The sequence below is a fragment of the Vibrio sp. R12-SG2-ISO1 genome (assembly GCF_059834045.1).
Window position 1 is genome coordinate 485,132 of record NZ_JCBDGO010000008.1, and the last position, 21,027, is coordinate 506,158.

Annotated in this window: 20 protein-coding genes; 18 read left to right on the forward strand and 2 right to left on the reverse strand. The window is 50.2% G+C overall.

The window, feature by feature from the left end:
* Positions 1-185 precede the first annotated feature (185 nt).
* The 5 genes from miaB (at position 186) to lnt (ending at position 5,845) form a co-directional block, all read left to right on the forward strand.
* Entirely contained in the window at positions 186-1,610 is a 1,425-nt protein-coding gene (miaB, locus tag AC6R10_RS07615; protein ID WP_334555153.1) for a tRNA (N6-isopentenyl adenosine(37)-C2)-methylthiotransferase MiaB, read from the forward strand.
* Positions 1,611-1,716: 106 nt separating this feature from the next.
* On the forward strand, positions 1,717-2,829 hold the full coding sequence (locus tag AC6R10_RS07620) for a PhoH family protein (RefSeq protein ID WP_334555152.1): 1,113 nt from the start codon (positions 1,717-1,719) through the stop codon (positions 2,827-2,829).
* Positions 2,826-3,287 (forward strand): rRNA maturation RNase YbeY, encoded by a 462-nt coding sequence (gene ybeY / locus AC6R10_RS07625; protein WP_500671907.1) that lies wholly within the window; start codon positions 2,826-2,828, stop codon positions 3,285-3,287. The genes AC6R10_RS07620 and ybeY overlap by 4 nt, the downstream gene beginning before the upstream one ends.
* 108 nt (positions 3,288-3,395) lie before the next feature.
* Complete coding sequence (corC, locus tag AC6R10_RS07630) at positions 3,396-4,295, forward strand: CNNM family magnesium/cobalt transport protein CorC (protein WP_334555150.1); 900 nt, start codon at positions 3,396-3,398, stop codon at positions 4,293-4,295.
* A 17-nt stretch (positions 4,296-4,312) separates the two neighbouring features.
* On the forward strand, positions 4,313-5,845 hold the full coding sequence (lnt, locus tag AC6R10_RS07635) for an apolipoprotein N-acyltransferase (RefSeq protein ID WP_500671908.1): 1,533 nt from the start codon (positions 4,313-4,315) through the stop codon (positions 5,843-5,845).
* 13 nt (positions 5,846-5,858) lie between these two features.
* Here lnt and AC6R10_RS07640 read toward each other — a convergent pair whose 3' ends face one another.
* Positions 5,859-6,329, reverse strand: coding sequence for a zinc ribbon-containing protein (locus AC6R10_RS07640; protein WP_487903195.1), 471 nt, complete (start codon positions 6,327-6,329; stop codon positions 5,859-5,861).
* A 129-nt stretch (positions 6,330-6,458) separates the two neighbouring features.
* Between AC6R10_RS07640 and leuS the strand changes: the two genes are divergently transcribed.
* The 13 genes from leuS (at position 6,459) to AC6R10_RS07705 (ending at position 19,571) form a co-directional block, all read left to right on the forward strand.
* Positions 6,459-9,032, forward strand: coding sequence for a leucine--tRNA ligase (gene leuS / locus AC6R10_RS07645; protein WP_500671909.1), 2,574 nt, complete (start codon positions 6,459-6,461; stop codon positions 9,030-9,032).
* A 157-nt stretch (positions 9,033-9,189) separates the two neighbouring features.
* Positions 9,190-9,810, forward strand: coding sequence for an LPS-assembly lipoprotein LptE (locus AC6R10_RS07650; RefSeq protein ID WP_500671910.1), 621 nt, complete (start codon positions 9,190-9,192; stop codon positions 9,808-9,810).
* A 20-nt stretch (positions 9,811-9,830) separates the two neighbouring features.
* Positions 9,831-10,844 carry a DNA polymerase III subunit delta gene (holA, locus tag AC6R10_RS07655; RefSeq protein ID WP_500671911.1) on the forward strand — a complete coding sequence of 338 codons (1,014 nt, stop codon included), beginning with the start codon at positions 9,831-9,833 and terminating at the stop codon, positions 10,842-10,844.
* A gap of 96 nt (positions 10,845-10,940) precedes the next feature.
* The gene (gene rsfS, locus AC6R10_RS07660; protein WP_334555144.1) at positions 10,941-11,258 is read left to right on the forward strand and encodes a ribosome silencing factor; all 318 of its coding nucleotides are present in this window, start codon (positions 10,941-10,943) and stop codon (positions 11,256-11,258) included.
* 3 nt (positions 11,259-11,261) lie between these two features.
* On the forward strand, positions 11,262-11,732 hold the full coding sequence (gene rlmH / locus AC6R10_RS07665) for a 23S rRNA (pseudouridine(1915)-N(3))-methyltransferase RlmH (RefSeq protein ID WP_334555143.1): 471 nt from the start codon (positions 11,262-11,264) through the stop codon (positions 11,730-11,732).
* 7 nt (positions 11,733-11,739) lie between these two features.
* Entirely contained in the window at positions 11,740-13,626 is a 1,887-nt protein-coding gene (gene mrdA / locus AC6R10_RS07670; RefSeq protein ID WP_500671912.1) for a penicillin-binding protein 2, read from the forward strand.
* Positions 13,626-14,747, forward strand: a complete 1,122-nt coding sequence (gene rodA / locus AC6R10_RS07675; RefSeq protein ID WP_487903190.1) for a rod shape-determining protein RodA — start codon at positions 13,626-13,628, stop codon at positions 14,745-14,747. The genes mrdA and rodA overlap by 1 nt, the downstream gene beginning before the upstream one ends.
* Positions 14,748-14,749: 2 nt before the next feature.
* The gene (locus tag AC6R10_RS07680; RefSeq protein ID WP_334555140.1) at positions 14,750-15,526 is read left to right on the forward strand and encodes a septal ring lytic transglycosylase RlpA family protein; all 777 of its coding nucleotides are present in this window, start codon (positions 14,750-14,752) and stop codon (positions 15,524-15,526) included.
* A gap of 90 nt (positions 15,527-15,616) precedes the next feature.
* Positions 15,617-16,795 carry a serine hydrolase gene (locus AC6R10_RS07685; RefSeq protein WP_500671913.1) on the forward strand — a complete coding sequence of 393 codons (1,179 nt, stop codon included), beginning with the start codon at positions 15,617-15,619 and terminating at the stop codon, positions 16,793-16,795.
* Between the two features lie 191 nt (positions 16,796-16,986).
* Positions 16,987-17,265, forward strand: coding sequence for a DUF493 family protein YbeD (gene ybeD / locus AC6R10_RS07690; RefSeq protein WP_334555138.1), 279 nt, complete (start codon positions 16,987-16,989; stop codon positions 17,263-17,265).
* 178 nt (positions 17,266-17,443) lie between these two features.
* Positions 17,444-18,094 carry a lipoyl(octanoyl) transferase LipB gene (lipB, locus tag AC6R10_RS07695; RefSeq protein ID WP_500671914.1) on the forward strand — a complete coding sequence of 217 codons (651 nt, stop codon included), beginning with the start codon at positions 17,444-17,446 and terminating at the stop codon, positions 18,092-18,094.
* Positions 18,095-18,119: 25 nt separating this feature from the next.
* Positions 18,120-19,085, forward strand: a complete 966-nt coding sequence (lipA, locus tag AC6R10_RS07700) for a lipoyl synthase (protein WP_334555136.1) — start codon at positions 18,120-18,122, stop codon at positions 19,083-19,085.
* A gap of 174 nt (positions 19,086-19,259) precedes the next feature.
* Positions 19,260-19,571 (forward strand): hypothetical protein, encoded by a 312-nt coding sequence (locus AC6R10_RS07705; RefSeq protein WP_487903210.1) that lies wholly within the window; start codon positions 19,260-19,262, stop codon positions 19,569-19,571.
* A gap of 104 nt (positions 19,572-19,675) precedes the next feature.
* On the opposite strand, the gene glyA is transcribed toward AC6R10_RS07705, so the two are convergent.
* Positions 19,676-20,926 (reverse strand): serine hydroxymethyltransferase, encoded by a 1,251-nt coding sequence (gene glyA, locus AC6R10_RS07710; protein ID WP_487903188.1) that lies wholly within the window; start codon positions 20,924-20,926, stop codon positions 19,676-19,678.
* Between the last annotated feature and the right edge of the window lie 101 nt (positions 20,927-21,027).

Below are 21,027 nucleotides of genomic sequence, written 5' to 3' on the forward strand. Positions count from 1 at the left end.
GCAAACCCTTGTAACCACAAGGCTAGAATTGCTTCTGGTCACTCGCCATTGAAAGCAGTACAATACGCCGCTTAACGCCGCACAGGCGGTGAAAAATCGGCCAATTGAGTCACTCAATACCTTGGCCAACTGGAACCAATGGGCGATTTGCTCCCTTAATTTAAACTAACGATCGAGCGAACAACATGAGTAAGAAACTGCTAATAAAAACCTGGGGCTGTCAGATGAACGAGTACGATTCATCAAAAATGGCCGATCTCCTGAATGCCGCAAACGGCTATGAACTCACAGAAGAACCAGACGAAGCAGACGTGTTGCTACTGAACACCTGTTCTATCCGTGAGAAGGCACAAGAAAAGGTCTTCCACCAGCTCGGCCGTTGGAAAACGTTGAAAGATAAAAAGCCAGATGTGGTGATTGGCGTTGGTGGCTGTGTTGCCACTCAAGAAGGCGACCACATCCGTGAGCGTGCTCCTTACGTTGACGTCATTTTTGGCCCGCAAACTCTGCATCGCTTGCCAGAGATGATCAAACAGTCGCAATCCGATGATGCGCCAGTGATGGACATCTCCTTCCCAGAAATAGAGAAATTTGACCGTCTGCCTGAGCCTCGTGCTGAAGGGGCAACGGCGTTCGTCTCTATCATGGAAGGTTGCTCGAAATACTGTACCTACTGCGTTGTGCCATACACCCGTGGTGAAGAAGTCAGCCGTCCTATGGATGACGTGCTGTTTGAAATCGCCCAGTTAGCGGAGCAAGGCGTACGTGAAGTCAACTTGCTTGGCCAAAACGTAAACGCCTATCGTGGCCCTACTCATGATGGTGAGATTTGCAGCTTCGCTGAATTGCTCCGTCTGGTCGCGTCGATCGATGGCATTGATCGCATCCGCTTTACAACCAGCCACCCGCTCGAATTCACCGATGACATTATCGCGGTTTATGAAGACACACCAGAGCTTGTTAGCTTCTTGCACCTACCTGTGCAAAGCGGCAGCGATCGTATCTTGACGATGATGAAGCGCCCGCACACTGCTATCGAGTACAAATCGATCATTCGCAAGCTACGTAAAGCGCGTCCTGACATTCAAATCAGTTCAGATTTCATTGTCGGCTTCCCAGGTGAAACAGACAAAGACTTCCAAGACACCATGAAGTTAATTAAAGATGTCGACTTCGACATGAGCTTTAGCTTTATCTTCTCACCACGTCCTGGTACACCAGCGGCGGACTACCCGTGTGATGTCTCCGAGCAAGAGAAGAAAGAGCGCCTCTACGAATTGCAGCAAGTGATCAACAGTCAAGCGATGCGCTATTCGCGTTTGATGCTTGGCACTGAGCAACGTGTGCTGGTTGAAGGGCCATCGAAAAAGAATCTAATGGAGCTTCGCGCTCGTACAGAGAACAACCGAGTGGTGAACTTCGAAGGCAACGCCGAACTGATCGGTCAGTTTGTTGATGTTAAGATCACTGACGTGTTTGCCAACTCGCTACGTGGTGAAATCATCCGCACAGAGAAAGAGATGGATCTGCGCAGCGTCATTTCACCGACACAGATGATGGCAAAAACCAAACGCGAAGATGAGCTAGGTGTAGCAACCTTTACGCCTTAGTCTTGAAAATGCCTAACTAAGTAGCCATCTTAGTAATAGGAACTGTCGCCATTGGAAGCCCGGTCTCAATCGGGCTTTCTTAAATGGCCAATTATGTGAGGCAACTTTGAGCAATAAAATCGTTACGCTAGAAATCGATCTAGAACCTTCAGATAACCGCCGACTCGCCAGTCTATGCGGTCCATTCGATGACAACATCAAACACCTTGAGCGACGTTTAGGGGTAGAGATCAGCTACCGAGGCAACTTTTTTACCATCGTAGGTAAGCCTCATACTGCCGCGGCAGCACTTGAAATCGTCAAAACACTCTACGTCAACACGGCGCCAGTACGTGGCACCATTCCTGATATTGAGCCGGACGAAATCCATCTTGCGATCAAAGAAACGGGTGTCCTTGAGCAAAATCTTGAGTCGAATATTGAGCATGGCAAAGAAGTCTTCATCAAAACGAAGAAGGGCGTCATCAAACCACGTACGCCAAACCAAGCCCAGTATCTCGTCAACATGGTGACGCATGACATCAGCTTTGGTATTGGCCCTGCCGGTACGGGTAAAACCTACCTTGCGGTCGCCGCTGCGGTCGACGCATTAGAGCGCCAAGAAATTCGCCGTATTCTACTCACGCGTCCTGCGGTCGAAGCCGGTGAAAAGCTCGGGTTCCTGCCGGGTGATTTGAGCCAAAAAGTCGACCCTTATCTGCGCCCACTTTACGATGCATTGTTTGAGATGCTCGGTTTTGAGAAGGTCGAGAAACTGATTGAACGTAATGTCATTGAAGTGGCGCCGCTTGCGTACATGCGCGGCCGAACCTTGAATGATGCGTTTATCATTCTCGACGAGAGCCAGAACACCACCGTCGAACAGATGAAAATGTTTTTGACTCGTATCGGCTTTAACTCACGTGCTGTGATCACCGGTGATGTCACGCAAATCGACTTACCACGCGGCGCGAAGTCTGGCCTGCGTCATGCGATTGAAGTGCTCAGTGACGTTGAGGAGATCAGCTTTAACTTCTTCCAGTCTGATGACGTTGTTCGCCACCCTGTCGTCGCTCGTATCGTCAACGCCTATGAAAAATGGGAAGCGCAAGATCAAAAAGAGCGCAAAGAGTATGAAAAGCGTCGCCGTGAAGAGCGCGAAGCGAAACTGCTCGACACTCAGGTCGCGTCTGCGCCACAGGCACACGTTGCCCCTTCGACAGAGAGTAAAGAGTCATGAGTATCGAACTCGATCTGCAACTCGCGGTCGAACAAGAAACGGATCTACCTACATTCGAGCAGTTTAGCCAATGGCTAAACGCCGCGGTCACTCTTTTTCAACAGGATGCGGAAGTGACGATTCGTATCGTAGATAGCGAAGAGAGCCAACAACTTAATCACGAATATCGCGGCAAAGACAAGCCAACCAATGTGTTGTCTTTTCCTTTCGAAGCACCACCGGGCATCGAGATAGATTTGCTGGGCGACCTGATTATCTGCCGCCAAGTGGTTGAACAAGAAGCCAATGAACAAGGTAAACCCTTGATGGCACATTGGGCGCATATGGTTGTACATGGTAGCTTGCATCTGCTAGGTTATGATCATATTGAGGATGACGAAGCCGAAGAAATGGAGTCTCTCGAAATCGAGATTCTAGACAAAATGGGCATCGCCAATCCTTACGAAACGGAAGATTGAGTGTCGGCTTTCGGCACTCAGCATCGTCACTCGACGCTCAATTACCTCCATGAGCGCGAGTGCTATGTGAGCTACCACACTTTGGTAGCGTGACTAAAATGAGAAACAATGAACGACGACAATTCTCCCTCTGCCTTAGAAGGTAAGAAAGAAAAATCTGAAGGTCCGAGTAGAAAGTCCTTCTTCGGACGCCTGGGCCAAATCTTCCAGGGCGACCCAAAAGATCGCCAAGAGTTAGTGGAAGTATTCCGCGACTCGGAAGTAAATGACGTAATTGACCATGACACCCGCGACATGCTCGAAGGCGTCATGGAGATTTCCGAGATGCGAGTGCGTGATATCATGCTGCCTCGCTCTCAGATGGTCACTATTGACCGCAATGACGATTTGGATGCGCTAGTGATGCTGATTACCGATGCACAGCACTCTCGCTACCCTGTCATTAGTGAAGACAAAGACCACGTTGAAGGCATCCTACTAGCGAAGGACTTATTAAAATACTTAGGCTCTGATAGCTCGCCATTTAACATTGAGGAAGTGATCCGCCCTGCGGTGGTTGTTCCTGAAAGTAAACGCGTTGACCGACTCCTTAAAGAGTTTCGTGAAGAGCGTTACCACATGGCGATTGTCGTCGACGAATTCGGTGGTGTGTCTGGATTGGTGACGATCGAAGACATCTTGGAAGAGATCGTCGGTGAAATCGAAGACGAATTCGACGATGAGGAAGAGATCGATATCCGCAAGTTAAGCAAACACACCTTTGCGGTGAAGGCGCTGACAACGATCGAAACCTTTAACACCACATTCGGCACTTCTTTCAGCGATGAGGAAGTCGATACTGTAGGCGGCTTAGTCATGACGGCGTTCGGTCACTTGCCTTCACGAGGGGAAGTGCTGGAAATCGACAACTACAGCTTTAAAGTCACCGCCGCGGACAACCGCCGCGTACTGCAACTTCAAGTGACGATCCCAGAAGAAGACGCTCAACCTGAGCCTACTCAAGAGTAGTATTAGAGATCACATCCATGATGAATCCCCTCATTCATCGCCTAAAACGGCCGTTCGCGGCCGTTTTTGTTGGCGCCGCAACCACGTTTGCTTTTGCACCTTATCAACTGTGGCCCTTAGCGATTATCAGCCCTGCACTGCTGCTACTTCTCATCCACCAGCAGTCGAGTAAACGCAGTTTTGCGATTGGTTATGCTTGGGGACTTGGTCAATTTGCCACCGGCATCAGCTGGGTGCATGTCAGTATTGATACCTTCGGCGGCATGCCCAAAATCGCCAGTCTGTTTTTAATGGCGCTGTTGGTCGGCTATCTCGCACTCTATTCGGCACTCGCCTGTTACCTGATAAATAAGTGGTTTCCTGCACTCTCAAGGCGCCGCTATTTCCTTGCCTTTCCGGCTCTTTGGCTGATCATGGATTGGTTACGAGGCTGGGTAATGACTGGCTTTCCATGGTTGTGGCTCGGCTACAGTCAAATCGATAGCCCGCTTGCCCAGTTCGCCCCGCTAGGTGGCGTTGAGCTGATTACCCTTTTGTGTGTGTTAAGCGCGAGTGCCCTAGCTTTTGCGTGGCTTCGCCGCCAATGGTCAATCCTGTGGATTCCCCTTGTCATTCTCGCAACAGGCTTCGGTCTGCGCAGTGCACAGTGGGTAACACCAAACCCTGACAGCAGTACTCGTTTTGCGTTGATTCAGGGCAACATTGACCAAGCAATCAAATGGGTTCCGAGTCAGCGTTGGCCGACCATGATGAAGTACACCGATTTGACCCGTGAAAACTGGAATGCCGATATCATCATCTGGCCAGAAGCGGCGATTCCTGCGTTTGAATTTGAAATCGCCTCTTTCCTTTCCAACTTAGACTCAGCGGCGAAGATGAACGACAGCGCCGTGATCACCGGCGTCGTCAATATGGGTGAACAGCGTCAGTTCTTCAATAGCATCTTGACCTTAGGTAAGTCTGGGCGTGATGAGTACCGTTATGATCTGAGCGAGCGCTACCACAAGCATCATCTTCTACCCTTTGGTGAGTTCGTGCCTTTTGAGGAGATATTACGCCCGCTGGCTCCTTTCTTTAATCTGCCGATGTCTTCTTTCAGTAGCGGCGCGTTTATCCAACCCAACGTGTACGCCAACGGTCGCCATTTCGCGCCCGCGCTCTGTTATGAGATCATCTTTAACGACCAAGTAAGGCAAAACGTTAACGATGAGACCGACTTCATTTTGACTCTCTCCAATGACGCGTGGTTTGGTCACTCGATTGGCCCGCTGCAACACATGGAGATTGCACGAATGCGTGCGTTAGAGCTGGGTAAGCCTGTGATTCGTTCGACCAATAATGGCGTCACGGCGGTAACAGACTATCAAGGAAAGATCACCGCGCAAATCCCGCAGTTTGAAACCGCAGTGCTCACTGCACACGTGGTTTCCACCACAGGGCAAACGCCGTACCATCAATGGGGTACGTGGCCATTGTATTGCTGGGCGGCATTGAGCCTGTTGGGGGCGTTTCTGTCTTCAAGACGGGGCGAACGCCCCATCACTCAGTAAAACAACTACGCGGTTAAGGTTGTAGCGCTTGCCGCGTAAAGCCTTTGCAACCGCATTTAGTACAAGCAATGATAGTAGTGGGGTGGTTGTATTCGGTTTTGTGGCCACAATCATCACAAACCAACACCCCAAGCCCTATCACCTCACCGGCCTGATAAAGTCCTTGGTGCTCCAAGTCTGTAAATAGCTCCACCCACTCCACTTTGGTTCGATCGGTTATCTCGAGCAAGCCTTGCCAAATCGAGTCTGCAATCATCAGATAGAAAGGGCTGCTTTTCGAGCGGTCATAGTTGTCGGCAAACTCCTTCAAGTCTGATTTGACATAGGCGGAAACCAGCGCCAATTCGTCTTTAGTTAAATCGTTCGCCGCCTCGACCACCTTACCTGATGTCTCTAGCACATGGTTGACTTCTTCCGGGCTATGTTTGAGGGCTTCGAGAACATCCTCAAACATCTCCTCATAACCGGCTTTCTGTTTTGCCATGGTGACCTCCTTAGGAATAATCCAGAATTTCCGCTATTGTTGTGCACCTCTCCTTTAGGTATTCTATGACGATCTATTTATGTCTGTTCGAACTGAACTCACAATTTCCAAGATAACCGGATATCATCGATGCAAGAGCAATACAACCCGCAAGATATTGAACAGAAAGTTCAAAAGCACTGGGATGACAACAAGACCTTTGTTGTAAGTGAAGACCCAAATAAAGAAAAATTCTACTGTCTGTCTATGTTCCCTTACCCAAGTGGTCGTCTCCACATGGGTCACGTGCGTAACTACACCATCGGTGATGTGGTCTCTCGTTTCCAACGTCTGCAAGGCAAAAACGTCATGCAGCCTATCGGTTGGGATGCATTTGGTCTTCCGGCTGAAAACGCGGCGGTGAAAAACAACACGGCACCAGCGCCTTGGACTTACGAAAACATCGAATACATGAAGAACCAGCTTAAGCTTCTTGGCTTCGGTTATGACTGGAACCGTGAGTTCGCGACATGTACGCCAGAGTACTACCGTTGGGAACAAGAGTTCTTCACTAAGCTTTATCAAAAAGGCCTCGTTTACAAGAAGACCTCTTCTGTTAACTGGTGTCCAAACGACCAAACCGTTCTTGCCAACGAGCAGGTTGAAGATGGCTGCTGCTGGCGTTGTGACACGCCTGTAGAGCAAAAAGAAATTCCACAGTGGTTCATCAAGATCACTGAATACGCTCAAGAGCTACTAGACGATCTCGACAACCTAGACGGCTGGCCTGAAATGGTGAAAACCATGCAGCGCAACTGGATCGGTCGCTCTGAAGGTGTTGAACTCAAGTTTAAAGTCAAGGGTCAACAAGACCTAGAAGTGTACACGACACGCCCTGACACACTCATGGGTGTGACGTACGTGGGCATCGCGGCAGGTCACCCTCTTGCAGCTCTGGCGGCTCAAACCAACCCAGAACTTGCTGCGTTTATCGATGAGTGTAAGAACAACAAAGTCGCGGAAGCGGAACTGGCGACCATGGAGAAGAAAGGTATGGCGACGGGCCTTACTGCTATTCATCCATTGAACGGTCGTGAAGTGCCAATCTTTGTGGCGAACTTCGTCCTGATGGATTACGGTACAGGCGCAGTTATGGCGGTACCGGCGCACGACCAACGTGACTACGAGTTTGCGACCAAATACGGTCTCGATATCGTACCGGTTATCAAACCCGTTGATGGCAGTGAACTCGACATCTCTGAAGCGGCCTACACAGAAAAAGGTGTACTGTTCGATTCAGGAGAATTCGACGGACTAGAATTCCAAGCAGCATTCGACGCAATCGCAGCCAAGCTAGAAGCAGAAGGTAAAGGGACGAAGACCGTTAACTTCCGTCTGCGTGACTGGGGTGTATCTCGTCAGCGTTACTGGGGCGCACCAATCCCAATGGTCACCACAGAAGATGGTGAAGTTCACCCTGTCCCTGCTGACCAACTGCCAGTCATTCTGCCAGAAGACGTGGTCATGGACGGCGTGACAAGCCCAATCAAAGCCGACAAAGAGTGGGCGAAGACCACATTCAATGGTGAACCTGCGCTGCGTGAGACAGACACCTTCGATACCTTTATGGAATCCTCTTGGTACTACGCGCGTTACTGTTCACCACAAGCGGACGACATCCTTGATCCTGAAAAAGCCAACTACTGGCTACCAGTTGATCAATACGTTGGTGGTATCGAGCACGCGTGTATGCACCTGCTCTACTCTCGCTTCTTCCACAAACTCCTGCGTGATGCTGGTTACGTCACCTCTGACGAGCCATTCAAGCAACTGCTATGTCAAGGCATGGTACTGGCAGACGCCTTCTACTTCGAGAACGAAAAAGGCGGTAAAGAGTGGGTAGCGCCGACCGATGTGGCTGTCGAACGTGACGGTAAAGGTCGCATTATTTCGGCCAAAGACAACGCGGGCCGTGATGTAACGCACTCAGGCATGATTAAGATGTCTAAGTCGAAAAATAACGGCATTGACCCACAAGAGATGGTCGACAAGTACGGCGCTGACACTGTACGTCTATTTATGATGTTTGCCTCGCCAGCCGATATGACATTGGAATGGCAAGAGTCTGGTGTAGAAGGCGCGAACCGCTTCCTGAAACGCGTGTGGAAACTGGTCAATGAGCACACATCAAAAGGCGCAGCTGAAGCAGTGAATGCGTCTTCCTTGTCGGGTGACCAAAAAGCATTGCGTCGTGATGTCCACAAAACCATTGCTAAAGTGACCGATGATGTTGCACGTCGTCAAACTTTCAATACCGCTATTGCGGCGATCATGGAGCTGATGAACAAGCTATCAAAAGCGCCACAAGATTCAGCGCAAGATCGTGCGATTTTGGATGAAGCACTGAAAGCCGTGGTCGTGATGCTTTACCCTATCACTCCGCACATCTGTTTTGAAATGGGCAATGCGCTCAACATCACAGACATCGACAACGCGGCTTGGCCACAACATGACGAGACAGCGCTGGTTGAAGACGAGAAACTGATCGTCGTTCAGGTCAACGGTAAACTACGTGCCAAACTCACTGTGGCGGCCGATGCCAGCAAAGAAGAAGTGGAAGCACTCGGTTTGGGTGATGAGAACGTCACCAAGTTCACAGAAGGCTTGACGATTCGTAAAGTGATTTACGTCCCGGGCAAACTTCTCAACATCGTGGCGAACTAATCCCATTAGTTCGAGTCTTAAGCAGGGCCTAGTGCCCTGCTTAACTTCGATGAGCGTTTTATTTTTGACAGAGCGCTCACCGAAGTTATCCAACCACTGTGGTCTATAACACTTTCGTCCATACTATTAGTATTCTTAACCAAAGAGCCGTTCACTCATGCGTCTATTTTCAATCTCATCCGTTAAGCTAACCAGCGCACTGTTGGTTGCCTCGCTTCTTGCTGGTTGTGGTTTCCACTTACGTGGTGATTACTCGGTTCCAGAGGAGCTCGATAAGATGTCATTGACCAGTTACGACAAATACAGCACCTTTACCCGCATGATGAAAGCTCAGCTACGCATGAGTGAAATCGAGATCGTGCCACTGGCGGAAAACATCGCCAATTTGCACCTGATCAGTGAAGGCGTTGGCGAGCGCACCCTCTCGCTTTACCAAAACACGCGTGCGGCGGAGAAAGAGCTCACCTTCCGTGCCTCCTATCGCGTTACCGTGCCCGATCTTGGCACCAAAACCTTCTCTACGAGCGTCACCCGTAGCTACCTGGATAACCCGCTGTCAGCGCTAGCGAAATCGGTTGAGCGCGACATGATCGAAGATGAGATGCGCAAGCTCGCAGCCACCCAAATCATTCGCCAAATGGCGCGCCTTAAAGCCGATATCGAAGCCAACGAAATCGAGCTAGAGAACGAAGAACAAGTGCAACTCAAAGCGCAAGAAGAGCAATATCGCGTCAAGACCTTTTACAGCGATGATGCGCCCGCTCCGGTCACTGAGTAATCCCGAGTTCGTTATCGCGCATGAGAATTTTTGCAGATAGGTTAGCTCAGCACCTAAACCACCAACTTGATCCGCTGTTTTTGATATTCGGCAGCGAGCCGCTGCTGATTCAAGAGTCTCGCCAAGTCATACACGCCAAAGCCCGTGAAGCGGGTTTTGAAGAGCGTCACCGCTATACGGTCGACAGCCGCTTTGACTGGGCGCCCGTCTATGATGCGTGCCAAGCGATGAGCCTATTCAGCGCCCGGCAAGTGATCGAGCTGGAGCTTCCAGAGTCAGGTGTCAATGCCGCAATGGCCAAAGAACTACTGGCCATTGCTGAGCTTCTTCACAGCGACCTGTTGTTAATCATCATCGGTACCAAACTGACCAAAGCCCAAGAGAACGCCAAGTGGTTTAAGACGCTCAACCAACGGGGGTGCTGGGTCAGCTGCGTCACGCCTGATTTGGCCAGATTGCCCCAATTTGTCCAAACTCGCTGCCGCGCCCTAGGCTTACAGCCGGATGCCGAAGCGACCAAGATGCTTGCTCAGTGGCACGAGGGAAACCTCTTCGCTCTAACGCAAAGCCTAGAGAAACTTGCGCTGCTCTACCCCGATGGCAAGCTGACCTTAGTACGACTTGAAGAGTCGTTGAGCCGTCACAATCACTTCACCGCATTTCATTGGATTGATGCCCTGCTGGCAGGCAAAGCCAATCGCGCCGATCGTATTTTGCGCCAGCTTGAAGCGGAAGACGTCGAGGCTGTGATCCTTGTCCGCACGGTTCAAAAAGAGCTTGAGCAACTACTGGCAATGAAATCGCTGATGCAAACCCTGCCATTGGCGCAAGTGCTGGAACGCTACAAAGTTTGGTCCTCCAAACGTCCGCTCTATTCTAGCGCTTTGCAAAGATTGGACACCACGCGCCTTATGCGCCTCCTGCAACTGCTGGCCCAGATTGAACTGACTGCCAAAACGCTATATGAGCAGAGCCCTTGGCCACAAATACATCAACTGAGTCTGGAAATTTGCTTGCCACAAGTGCACATTTGAAATGCGTGGTATACTTCGGCCCCAACAGAGTAGGCCGTGCAGAGCCCTGTCATCGCCGCTAGCCATACGCTCATCCAAACAAGAGAGGAACAACACTTGCAACTAGAACAGCTTAACGAGTTTCTTGTCGACAAAGCCGACGACATGAAAGCGCAAAACATCACTGTGCTCGACGTACAAGGAAAATCAAGCATTACCGATTTTATGATTGTCTGCACAGGCACGTCGAAGCGTCATGTCTCGTCCATCGCTGATCACGTTGCAAAAGAGTCCAAACTGGCCGGCCTAGTGCCACTCGGTATTGATGGTCAAGACCTGGGTGAATGGGTGGTGCTGGATATGGGTTCAACCATTGTTCACGTCATGCAAGAAGAGCAGCGCGAGCTTTACCAACTGGAAAAACTCTGGAGCTGATCGATGAAACTTCAACTCATTGCAGTCGGCACCAAAATGCCCAAATGGGTAGAAGAGGGATTTCAAGAGTACCGCCGCCGTTTCCCTCACGATATGCCTTTAGAGTTGGTGGAAATTCCAGCAGGAAAACGAGGTAAAAACGCCGACATTGCAAGGATTTTGCAAAAAGAGGGCGAAGCCATGCTCGCCGCCGTGCCAAAAGGCAGCCGAATTGTTACTCTCGATATTCCTGGTAAAAAATGGGACACCCCCCAACTTGCAGAACAACTGGAGAGTTGGAAGCTAGATGGTCGTGACGTATCGATTTTGATCGGTGGCCCAGAAGGCTTAGCCCCTGCGTGCAAAGCCGCCGCGGATCAAAGCTGGTCACTGTCCGCGTTAACTTTACCTCACCCTCTGGTACGCATTGTGATGGCAGAAAGCCTGTACCGAGCGTGGAGCATTACCGCCAACCACCCATATCATCGAGAATAACCAATAGATGTTGCGAAAGCGTAGCCAAATTAGGGATTATCAGGAAGAAGCGCGGCTATTCAAAGGCCGTGCTATTGTCGCTTTCTTAGGCATTGTCGTCATGATGGGGCTACTGGTTGGTAACCTCTACAACATCCAGATCAATCAATACCAAGATTACAAAACTCGATCTAACGACAACCGCATCAAAGTGGTGCCGATCGCCCCCAATCGTGGTTTGATCTATGACAGAAACGGCAAGCTGCTGGCAGAAAACCGCCCGGTATTTAGCCTCGAAATCACCCCAGAGCAAATCGACGATATGGAAGATACCCTGAGTCGATTACAAAGCATCGTCACCATCACAGACGATCAGATTGAACGCTTTGAGCGCGAGCGTCGTCAAACTCGCCGCTTCAAATCGGTGCCCATTCTTACTCAGCTCACTCAAGAGCAAGTGGCTAAGTTTTCCGTGCATCAGCACAAGTTTCCTGGTGTCGCCGTGAACGCGGCGCTCAAGCGTCACTACCCTTATGGAGAAGTGCTCACTCACGTGATTGGCTACGTCTCTCGAATCAACGATCGTGATATGCAGCGTTTGATACGTGAAGAGAAAGACGCCAATTACCAAGCCACTCGTGACATCGGTAAACTCGGCATCGAGCGCTACTATGAGGACGTACTGCATGGTATTGCCGGCTACCAAGAGGTGGAAGTCAACAGCCGTGGGCGCGTAATTCGTACTTTGAAATACGTGCCACCTGAGCCCGGCAAAGACATCGTGCTCAACCTTGATATCGACTTGCAGCTCTACATCCACGAGTTACTCGCTGACCGACGTGGCAGTGCCGTGGTGCTTGATCCGCACGACAATGGCGTGCTCGCTATGGTCTCAAGCCCAAGTTACGATCCTAATGCCTTCGTGCATGGTATTTCAGGCAAAGACTACAACGCGCTATTGACCGATAAGAATCGTCCATTGGTTAACCGTGCGACGCTGGGCATCTACCCGCCCGCATCAACCATCAAGCCATTTATGGCTGTCGCGGCGCTGCAAGAGGGTGTTATCACCCCCTACACCACCCGCAACGATCCTGGCTACTGGAAAATACCCAATTCGAAGACGAAACCTTTTCGTGACTGGTTGCGTTGGGGGCATGGCCGCGTGAACATCGTGCAATCGATAGAAGAATCCGTCGATACCTTCTTCTACCAAATCGCTTACGACATGGGCATTGATCGCATCTCTCAATGGATGATGATGTTTGGCTTTGGCGACTATACCGGCATCGATATCCACGAAGAGAGCAAAGCGAACATGCCAACCAGAGAATGGAAAATGGCACGGCATCGCGTGCCTTGGTATCAAGGTGATACGATTCCTGTTGGTATCGGTCAAGGCTATTGGACCGCAACGCCTATGCAAATTGCCAAGGCGACGTCTGTGCTGGTTAACCGCGGAAAAGTCATCGCCCCGCATCTATTGCGCGCCACCATTGACAACGGTGAAGAGTTTGCTAAGCGCCAACTGGCCGACATCGACACCTACCCGCCCATCACCGGCGTGAAAGACAAATTTTGGGAGATGTCGATTGAAGGGATGCGTTTGGTAAACCACGGTAAGAAAGGCACCGCGCGACGCGCCTTTTCCAACACAGAGTACGTCAGTGGGGGTAAATCCGGTACCGCGCAGGTGTTCGGGCTTGCAGAAGATCAAGAGTACAACGCAGAAGAGCTGGCCGAGCATCTACGAGATCACGCCTTGTTCACTGGCTTTGCGCCACTGGAGGATCCTGAAGTGATTGTCACCATAGTGCTAGAGAATGCCGGCGGCGGCTCATCACAAGGGGGACCTGTGGTCCGTAGCGTGTTTGATCATGTTCTCGTTGAGAAAAAACAGGAGGCGGCACAGTAATGGATTTCAATCCAGCCACCGGTCAGAACCGAGCCCTTTTTGAGCGCTTTCATCTCGATCTGCCTTTGCTACTTGGTCTACTCGTCCTGATGGGTTTTGGCTTAGTGGTGATGTACAGCGCCAGTGGTCAAAGCCTGGCAATGATGGACCGCCAAGCGATGCGCATGGCGCTGTCACTGGGTGTGATGTTGCTGCTCGCCCAAGTGCCGCCTAGGACCTATGAAGCCTTAGCACCTGTCATGTTTATCGGCGGCGTTATCTTGTTGTTTGGCGTACTGTTTTTTGGTGAGGCTTCTAAAGGCGCGCAGCGCTGGCTCAACTTGGGCTTTGTGCGTTTTCAGCCCTCAGAGTTACTGAAATTGGCGGTGCCGCTGATGGTGGCCCGCTATATCGGTAAACGCGCCCTGCCACCGAGTTTTCAAACCTTGGTTGCATCACTGGTGATGGTGTTCGTCCCAACGATTTTGATCGCTAAACAGCCCGACCTTGGCACCTCGATTCTCATCGCAGCATCGGGGATTTTCGTCATTTTCCTTGCCGGGATCAGTTGGCGCATTATTTTCGCCGCGCTGTGCGCCGTTGGCGGTTTTTTACCGATCTTGTGGTTTTTCCTCATGCGCGAGTATCAGAAAGTCCGCGTGCGCACCCTATTCAATCCAGAATCCGATCCACTTGGCGCTGGCTATCACATCATCCAAAGTAAAATAGCCATCGGCTCAGGCGGAATTAACGGTAAAGGGTGGTTACAAGGTACTCAATCTCAGCTAGAGTTCTTACCCGAGCGCCACACCGACTTTATTTTTGCGGTGATCGCCGAAGAGTGGGGATTGATCGGCATCTTAGTGCTGCTCAGTCTCTACCTGTTTATTATTGGTCGAGGTCTGTTTTTAGCGAGTAAAGCCCAAACCGCCTTTGGTCGTATGATGGCAGGCAGTATCGTTTTAAGCTTCTTCGTCTACGTATTTGTCAATATTGGTATGGTGAGTGGCATTTTGCCCGTGGTTGGCGTGCCGTTACCGTTAATCAGTTATGGCGGTACCTCGATGGTGACGCTCATGGCGGGTTTTGGCATATTGATGTCGATCCATACCCATAGAAAAGCATTTTCAAAGGCAACCTAATCATGGCCATTACGCACCCTATTTTCGTCATGTTGGCATCGCTCCTGGTGCTTGCAGGCTGTTCATCCTCCAAACGCTACAGCATCGAGGATGACGTCGCGCCATCGAAACCGATTTCTGTCGACCATATTGAGGATGCACACCCGCAATATGAGCCGTACAGCTTAGGCGGCAATAAAAGTTACACCCTGCGTGGCCAAAGCTATTCGATCATCAAAGAGCCCGAAGGCTTTAAGCAAAAGGGACAAGCCTCTTGGTACGGCAAAAAGTTTCATGGCCATCTCACCTCTAACGGTGAGGTGTACGATATGTACTCGATGACGGCGGCCCATAAAACCTTGCCTCTGCCGAGCTACGTCAAAGTGACCAATTTAGACAATGGCAAAACCACCATCGTCCGCGTCAATGACCGTGGGCCGTTCCATCAGGGACGAATTATCGACCTCAGTTACGCGGCGGCGGTCAAACTAGACGTGGTGAAAACGGGCGTGGCCAATGTGGAGATCGAAGTGATCACCTCAGAAAAGCCGGACTCAGAGCTGAAGAAAAAAAGTCAGCCCAGTTATGTTGTCCAGGTCGCCTCTTCACAACATGAAGATCGCGTGCGAACTTTAGCGCAAGATCTGAGTCAAAAATTGTCGGTGAAAAGCCACGTCACCTCGGGCGATAAAATTCACCGTGTCTTTTTAGGTCCTTTTAAAGACTACTTGCTCACAGAGCAAACATTAGAACAAGTGAAAGAGCTGGGTTACTCCAGCGCCTTTATTCGCAACCAGTAGTCCTCAACCCAGTGTGTGGTCGTCCTTGCACTGGTTTGAGTGATTGTTTCTGTTAACATATGGACAGTGAAAAATAATTCTGACTTTGATATGAAAAAAACAACGCTAACTCAATCTGTTTTTGTCTCTTCCGTTGCACTTTGTGCAACCCTCGCGAATTCAGCGATTGCCTCCCCGATTGTTGTTCCTGACGCGCCGCAAATTGCCGCTAAGGGCTACGTGTTGATGGATTACCATTCAGGCAAAATCCTTGCTGAGAAAGAGATGAATACCAAGCTTTCACCGGCAAGCCTGACCAAGATGATGACCAGCTATGTGATTGGTCAAGAACTTGAACGTGGCAACATCAACCTCAGTGATGACGTCACCATCAGCGAAAATGCCTGGGCGAAGAACTTCCCTGAGTCATCAAAGATGTTCATCGAAGTCGGCACCACAGTCAAAGTGGAAGACCTGAACCGTGGCATCATTATTCAATCGGGCAACGACGCCTGTGTTGCGATGGCCGAGCACATTGCAGGTTCTGAGGATGCATTTGTAGACTTGATGAACGCTTGGGCAAACTCACTGGGCATGGACAACACGCATTTCGCCAACGTTCACGGCCTCGATAACCCAAACCTCTACTCCACACCGTATGACATGGCGCTATTGGGCCAAGCCCTAATCCGTGACGTTCCGGAAGAGTACCGCATCTACTCTGAGAAGAGCTACACCTACAACGGCATTACTCAGTACAACCGAAACGGCTTGCTGTGGGATAAAAGCATGAGCGTGGACGGCATTAAAACCGGCCATACCAGCAACGCAGGCTACAGCCTCGTGAGCTCTGCGACCGAAGGGAAAATGCGCCTTGTCGCTGTCGTGATGGGCACACAGAGCGCCAATGCACGTAAGTCAGAAAGCAAAAAGCTGTTGAGCTACGGTTTCCGCTTCTTTGAAACCGTCGCACCGCACCAGGCTGGGGAAACCTTTGTCGAAGAGAAGATTTGGATGGGTGACAAAGACACTGTGAAGCTCGGTCTCGATCAAGACACCTTTGTGACCCTACCTCGTGGGCAAGCGAAAGAGCTGAAAGCCAGCTTTATCCTTGAAAAAGAGCTCGAAGCCCCCATTAACAAGGGTGACGTCGTTGGTAAGCTATACTATCAACTTGAAGGCGAAGATGTGGCTGAATACCCACTGCTGGCACTGGAAAGTGTCGAGCAAGGCAGTTTGTTCAGCCGCCTATGGGACTACATAGTGATGCTGTTTAAAAGCTTCCTATAAAGGCTAACCCTGCTGTCATGCTTAAAGCCGCCAAGGGCGGCTTTTCTATTTTTATCACCGCAGCCTAATACGCCCGTGGTCGGTACGCCAACCGCCTAACGTGGCCGCCAATCAGGCTCGGTTGAGGTTTGATGATTTTCGCAGTACTATGCACCGCTGCAAAAATCGACAGTCCAGTTTGGAGTAACAATATGCTGACTATTAATTCGGATGCAAAGCTAAAGGATTTACTCGAGTTCCCTTGCTCATTTACCTACAAAGTCATGGGCCACGCTAAACCTGAGCTACCAGAGAAAGTACTGGAAGTCATCCAGCGTCATGCTCCTGGTGACTACAGCCCAAGTGTGAAACCGAGCGCCAAAGGCAACTACCACTCGGTTTCCGTCAACATCACCGCCACCTCAATTGAACAGGTCGAAACCCTGTACAAAGAACTGGGTGAGATCGACATTGTTCGCATGGTTCTGTAATTATTTTTGATTTATTAAAATTTTTTTGAAAGCAGCGTAAGCTGCTTTCTTTTTAGATATCAGATAGATAATTATTCTAACCAAACTGATAGGTTAAAAATGTGTGGCTAGGTTGTAGTGCCTTTAGCAGAAGCAGTTTATAATCTTTCGACTTTATTAATGGATAACGGGCACAGCTATGCACAACCAGTTGGTGGTCAGACGACTAGGAAGACAAGATTACGAGCCGATTTGGCGCGCAATGCATGACTTCACTGACAGCCGAAATGACGACACCCAAGATGAAGTGTGGCTGGTTGAACACAATCCTGTGTTTACTCAAGGACAAGCGGGAAAAGCAGAGCACTTGCTCAGTACCGGTGATATTCCTGTGGTGCACAGCGATCGTGGCGGGCAAGTGACCTACCATGGCCCTGGTCAGTTAGTGGCGTATTTTCTGATTAACCTACGGCGCAAAAAACTCGGCGTGCGTGATTTGGTCACACATATCGAAAACCTCGTTATCCAAACGCTCAAAGCGTACAACATTGAATCCAACGCGCGCCCTGATGCACCTGGCGTGTATGTCGACGGACGTAAAATCTGTTCGTTGGGACTGCGAATCCGCAAAGGCTGCTCGTTTCATGGCCTAGCGCTCAATGTCGATATGGATTTGTCGCCTTTCCTGCGCATTAACCCCTGTGGCTATGCCGGAATGGAAATGGTGCAGGTTCGTCAGCTAAACACAGCGGCCTCTCTCCCTGACGTTGAAGAGTCGCTGATAAAAGAGCTCGTTACTTTACTTGGTTATGATCAAGTTGAATTTAGCACCACACGAGTAACGCCATAAAAAGTAAAGAGAAGTAAAGAGAAGCATGAGTAAACCGATTCAAATGGAAAAAGGCGTTAAGTATCGCGACGCTGACAAAATGGCCCTAATCCCCGTCAAGAACATGCCGACTGAGCAGAAGGAAGTCCTGCGTAAGCCTGAGTGGATGAAGATCAAGCTGCCTTCAGACAGTCAACGAATTCAAGACATCAAGTCAGCGATGCGCAAAAACAACCTGCACTCCGTTTGTGAAGAAGCCTCGTGTCCAAACCTAGCCGAGTGTTTTAACCACGGCACCGCCACCTTTATGATTCTTGGCGCGATTTGTACTCGCCGCTGTCCATTCTGCGATGTGGCCCATGGCCGCCCTCTTGCGCCAGAAGCCGAAGAACCGAAAAAATTGGCGAAAACCATCGCCGACATGAAACTCAAATACGTGGTAATCACCTCGGTGGATCGCGATGATCTGCGTGATGGTGGTGCTCAGCACTTTGCCGATTGTAACCGCGAGATTCGCGCACTCAATCCGCACATTCGTATTGAAACCTTAGTGCCGGATTTCCGTGGCCGCATGGATGTCGCGCTGGATCTGCTCAAAGACAATCCACCCGATGTTTTCAACCATAACCTTGAAACCGCGCCACGTCTGTACCGTAAAGCGCGCCCGGGTGCGAATTACAAATGGTCACTTGAACTGCTACGTAAGTTTAAAGAGCAGCATCCAGATGTCCCGACTAAGTCAGGCTTGATGATGGGGCTGGGTGAAACCAAAGAAGAGATCGTCGAAGTACTTAAAGATTTGCGTGCGCACGGCGTGACCATGCTCACGCTAGGTCAGTACCTTGCGCCAAGCCGCCACCACTTACCAGTGGAACGTTACGTGCCGCCATCAGAGTTTGATGAGTTGAAAGAGATTGCTCTAGAGCTTGGCTTTACTCACGCAGCGTGTGGTCCTTTTGTTCGCTCTTCCTACCATGCCGACCTTCAAGCGCAAGGCATTGAAGTCAGCTAACAAAGCGTAAAACCCATCGAATTTATCTAGGCTGGCCGAAAGGTCAGCCTTTTTATTGGCCCAACTTATTGCCTCAAATAATCACCCCAAAGCTTGAATGCCTTAGAGAGATTCTCTAAGCTAATGAAAAGATTATGAATCAAAGGGAATACGATGAAACTGACTGCACTTAGCATGGCCGCGATTGCCGTTGTCACAATCACCTCTGGCTGCGCCTCCAATACCAAACAAGACAACTTTCGTGAAGCCTCCTTTGAGCTGTGCAATACCGAAGTCGATCTCTATTCAGTCAGCGATGACGGCCGTGTACGTATTATTTGTTCCGACGGGTCTAAATTTGCGCTAGACAGCGAGAACACGCTGGAAACCATGCGCGACATCAACATTGATTACTGCGACGGTGAAGGGCTCGGCAAGTTCAGCGAAAGCAGCAAGTATTACTCCTTCAAGTGTAAATCTGGCACCCTGCTCAGCATCTCTAAATAATCCCTAAACGCAAAAACGCCCTTTATGTATTCACATAAAGGGCGTTTTTCTTTGTTTCGCTGAGCCGTCGCTCTGCAAAACAGGCTCGATATCGAACGGTGAGATTACGCGTAAACAGGTAGACGCTTACAGATCTCTAGCACCTTCGCTTTCGTCGCTTCAATCACTTCTTCGTTACCGATGTTATCCAGTACGTCACACATCCAGTTCGCGAGCGCTTTCGCATCTTCTTCACTGAAACCGCGGCGAGTGATCGCTGGTGTACCCACACGAATACCCGAGGTCACAAACGGGCTGCGAGGGTCATTCGGAACTGAGTTTTTGTTGACGGTGATGTTGGCTGCGCCTAGTGCCGCATCCGCATCTTTACCTGTGATGTCTTTGTCAATCAAGTCGACCAAGAACAGGTGGTTCTCTGTACCGTTAGACACGATTTTGTAACCACGCTCTTGGAACTGAGCCACCATCGCTTTGGCATTTTTCACCACGCGACCTTGGTACGCTTTAAATTCAGGCTCCATCGCTTCTTTAAACGCCACCGCTTTACCCGCGATAACGTGCATTAGAGGACCACCTTGACCACCAGGGAAGACCGCTGAATTCAGCTTCTTGTACATCTCCTCGCCAGCGTTAGAGAGGATAAGGCCACCGCGTGGACCCGCTAGGGTTTTGTGTGTCGTGGTCGTCACAACGTGCGCGTGAGGCACTGGCGTTGGGTATTCGCCCGCGGCAATCAGACCCGCTACGTGCGCCATGTCGACAAATAGGTACGCGTCCACTTTGTCTGCGATGTCACGCATGCGTTTCCAATCAACGATTTGAGAGTACGCAGAGAAACCGCCAATGATCATCTTGGGCTTGTGCTCAAGTGCTAGCGCTTCCATTTCGTCGTAGTTGATTTGGCCCGCTTCATCAATGCCGTAAGGAATGACGTTGTAGTGTTTACCCGAGAAGTTAACAGGAGAACCGTGCGTTAGGTGACCACCGTGTGCCAAGCTCATGCCCAAGACCGTATCGCCTGGGTTAAGCAGCGCCATGTAAACAGCACTGTTGGCTTGTGAACCTGAGTGAGGCTGTACGTTCGCGTACTCACAACCAAATAGCTGACAAGCACGATCAATCGCTAGCGCTTCTGCTTTATCGACGTACTCACAACCACCGTAGTAACGCTTGCCTGGGTAGCCTTCTGCATATTTATTGGTGAGCTGAGAGCCCTGAGCTTCCATTACACGTGGGCTGGTGTAGTTTTCTGAAGCAATCAGTTCAATGTGCTCTTCCTGGCGAAGAGTTTCTTCTTGGATAGCTGCGAACAGTTCCGCATCGTAATCTGCGATGTTCATATCACGCTTTAGCATCTGTATCTCCTGACTCAGATTAAGACTTAAATTGGCAAAAAAAACCGACTTACGACCCTGAGAATAACGTTTTTACGCTGACGCAAACGTTTGCATCGGGT

Bases quoted from the DNA above. Each gene is read 5' to 3' on its own strand.
- miaB (WP_334555153.1), top strand. From the start codon at position 186: ATGAGTAAGAAACTGCTAATAAAAACCTGGGGCTGTCAGATGAACGAG.
- ybeY (WP_500671907.1), top strand. From the start codon at position 2,826: ATGAGTATCGAACTCGATCTGCAACTCGCGGTCGAACAAGAAACGGAT.
- corC (WP_334555150.1), top strand. From the start codon at position 3,396: ATGAACGACGACAATTCTCCCTCTGCCTTAGAAGGTAAGAAAGAAAAA.
- lnt (WP_500671908.1), top strand. From the start codon at position 4,313: ATGATGAATCCCCTCATTCATCGCCTAAAACGGCCGTTCGCGGCCGTT.
- AC6R10_RS07640 (WP_487903195.1), bottom strand. From the start codon at position 6,329: ATGGCAAAACAGAAAGCCGGTTATGAGGAGATGTTTGAGGATGTTCTC.
- leuS (WP_500671909.1), top strand. From the start codon at position 6,459: ATGCAAGAGCAATACAACCCGCAAGATATTGAACAGAAAGTTCAAAAG.
- AC6R10_RS07650 (WP_500671910.1), top strand. From the start codon at position 9,190: ATGCGTCTATTTTCAATCTCATCCGTTAAGCTAACCAGCGCACTGTTG.
- holA (WP_500671911.1), top strand. From the start codon at position 9,831: ATGAGAATTTTTGCAGATAGGTTAGCTCAGCACCTAAACCACCAACTT.
- rlmH (WP_334555143.1), top strand. From the start codon at position 11,262: ATGAAACTTCAACTCATTGCAGTCGGCACCAAAATGCCCAAATGGGTA.
- mrdA (WP_500671912.1), top strand. From the start codon at position 11,740: ATGTTGCGAAAGCGTAGCCAAATTAGGGATTATCAGGAAGAAGCGCGG.
- rodA (WP_487903190.1), top strand. From the start codon at position 13,626: ATGGATTTCAATCCAGCCACCGGTCAGAACCGAGCCCTTTTTGAGCGC.
- AC6R10_RS07680 (WP_334555140.1), top strand. From the start codon at position 14,750: ATGGCCATTACGCACCCTATTTTCGTCATGTTGGCATCGCTCCTGGTG.
- AC6R10_RS07685 (WP_500671913.1), top strand. From the start codon at position 15,617: ATGAAAAAAACAACGCTAACTCAATCTGTTTTTGTCTCTTCCGTTGCA.
- ybeD (WP_334555138.1), top strand. From the start codon at position 16,987: ATGCTGACTATTAATTCGGATGCAAAGCTAAAGGATTTACTCGAGTTC.
- lipB (WP_500671914.1), top strand. From the start codon at position 17,444: ATGCACAACCAGTTGGTGGTCAGACGACTAGGAAGACAAGATTACGAG.
- lipA (WP_334555136.1), top strand. From the start codon at position 18,120: ATGAGTAAACCGATTCAAATGGAAAAAGGCGTTAAGTATCGCGACGCT.
- AC6R10_RS07705 (WP_487903210.1), top strand. From the start codon at position 19,260: ATGGCCGCGATTGCCGTTGTCACAATCACCTCTGGCTGCGCCTCCAAT.
- glyA (WP_487903188.1), bottom strand. From the start codon at position 20,926: ATGCTAAAGCGTGATATGAACATCGCAGATTACGATGCGGAACTGTTC.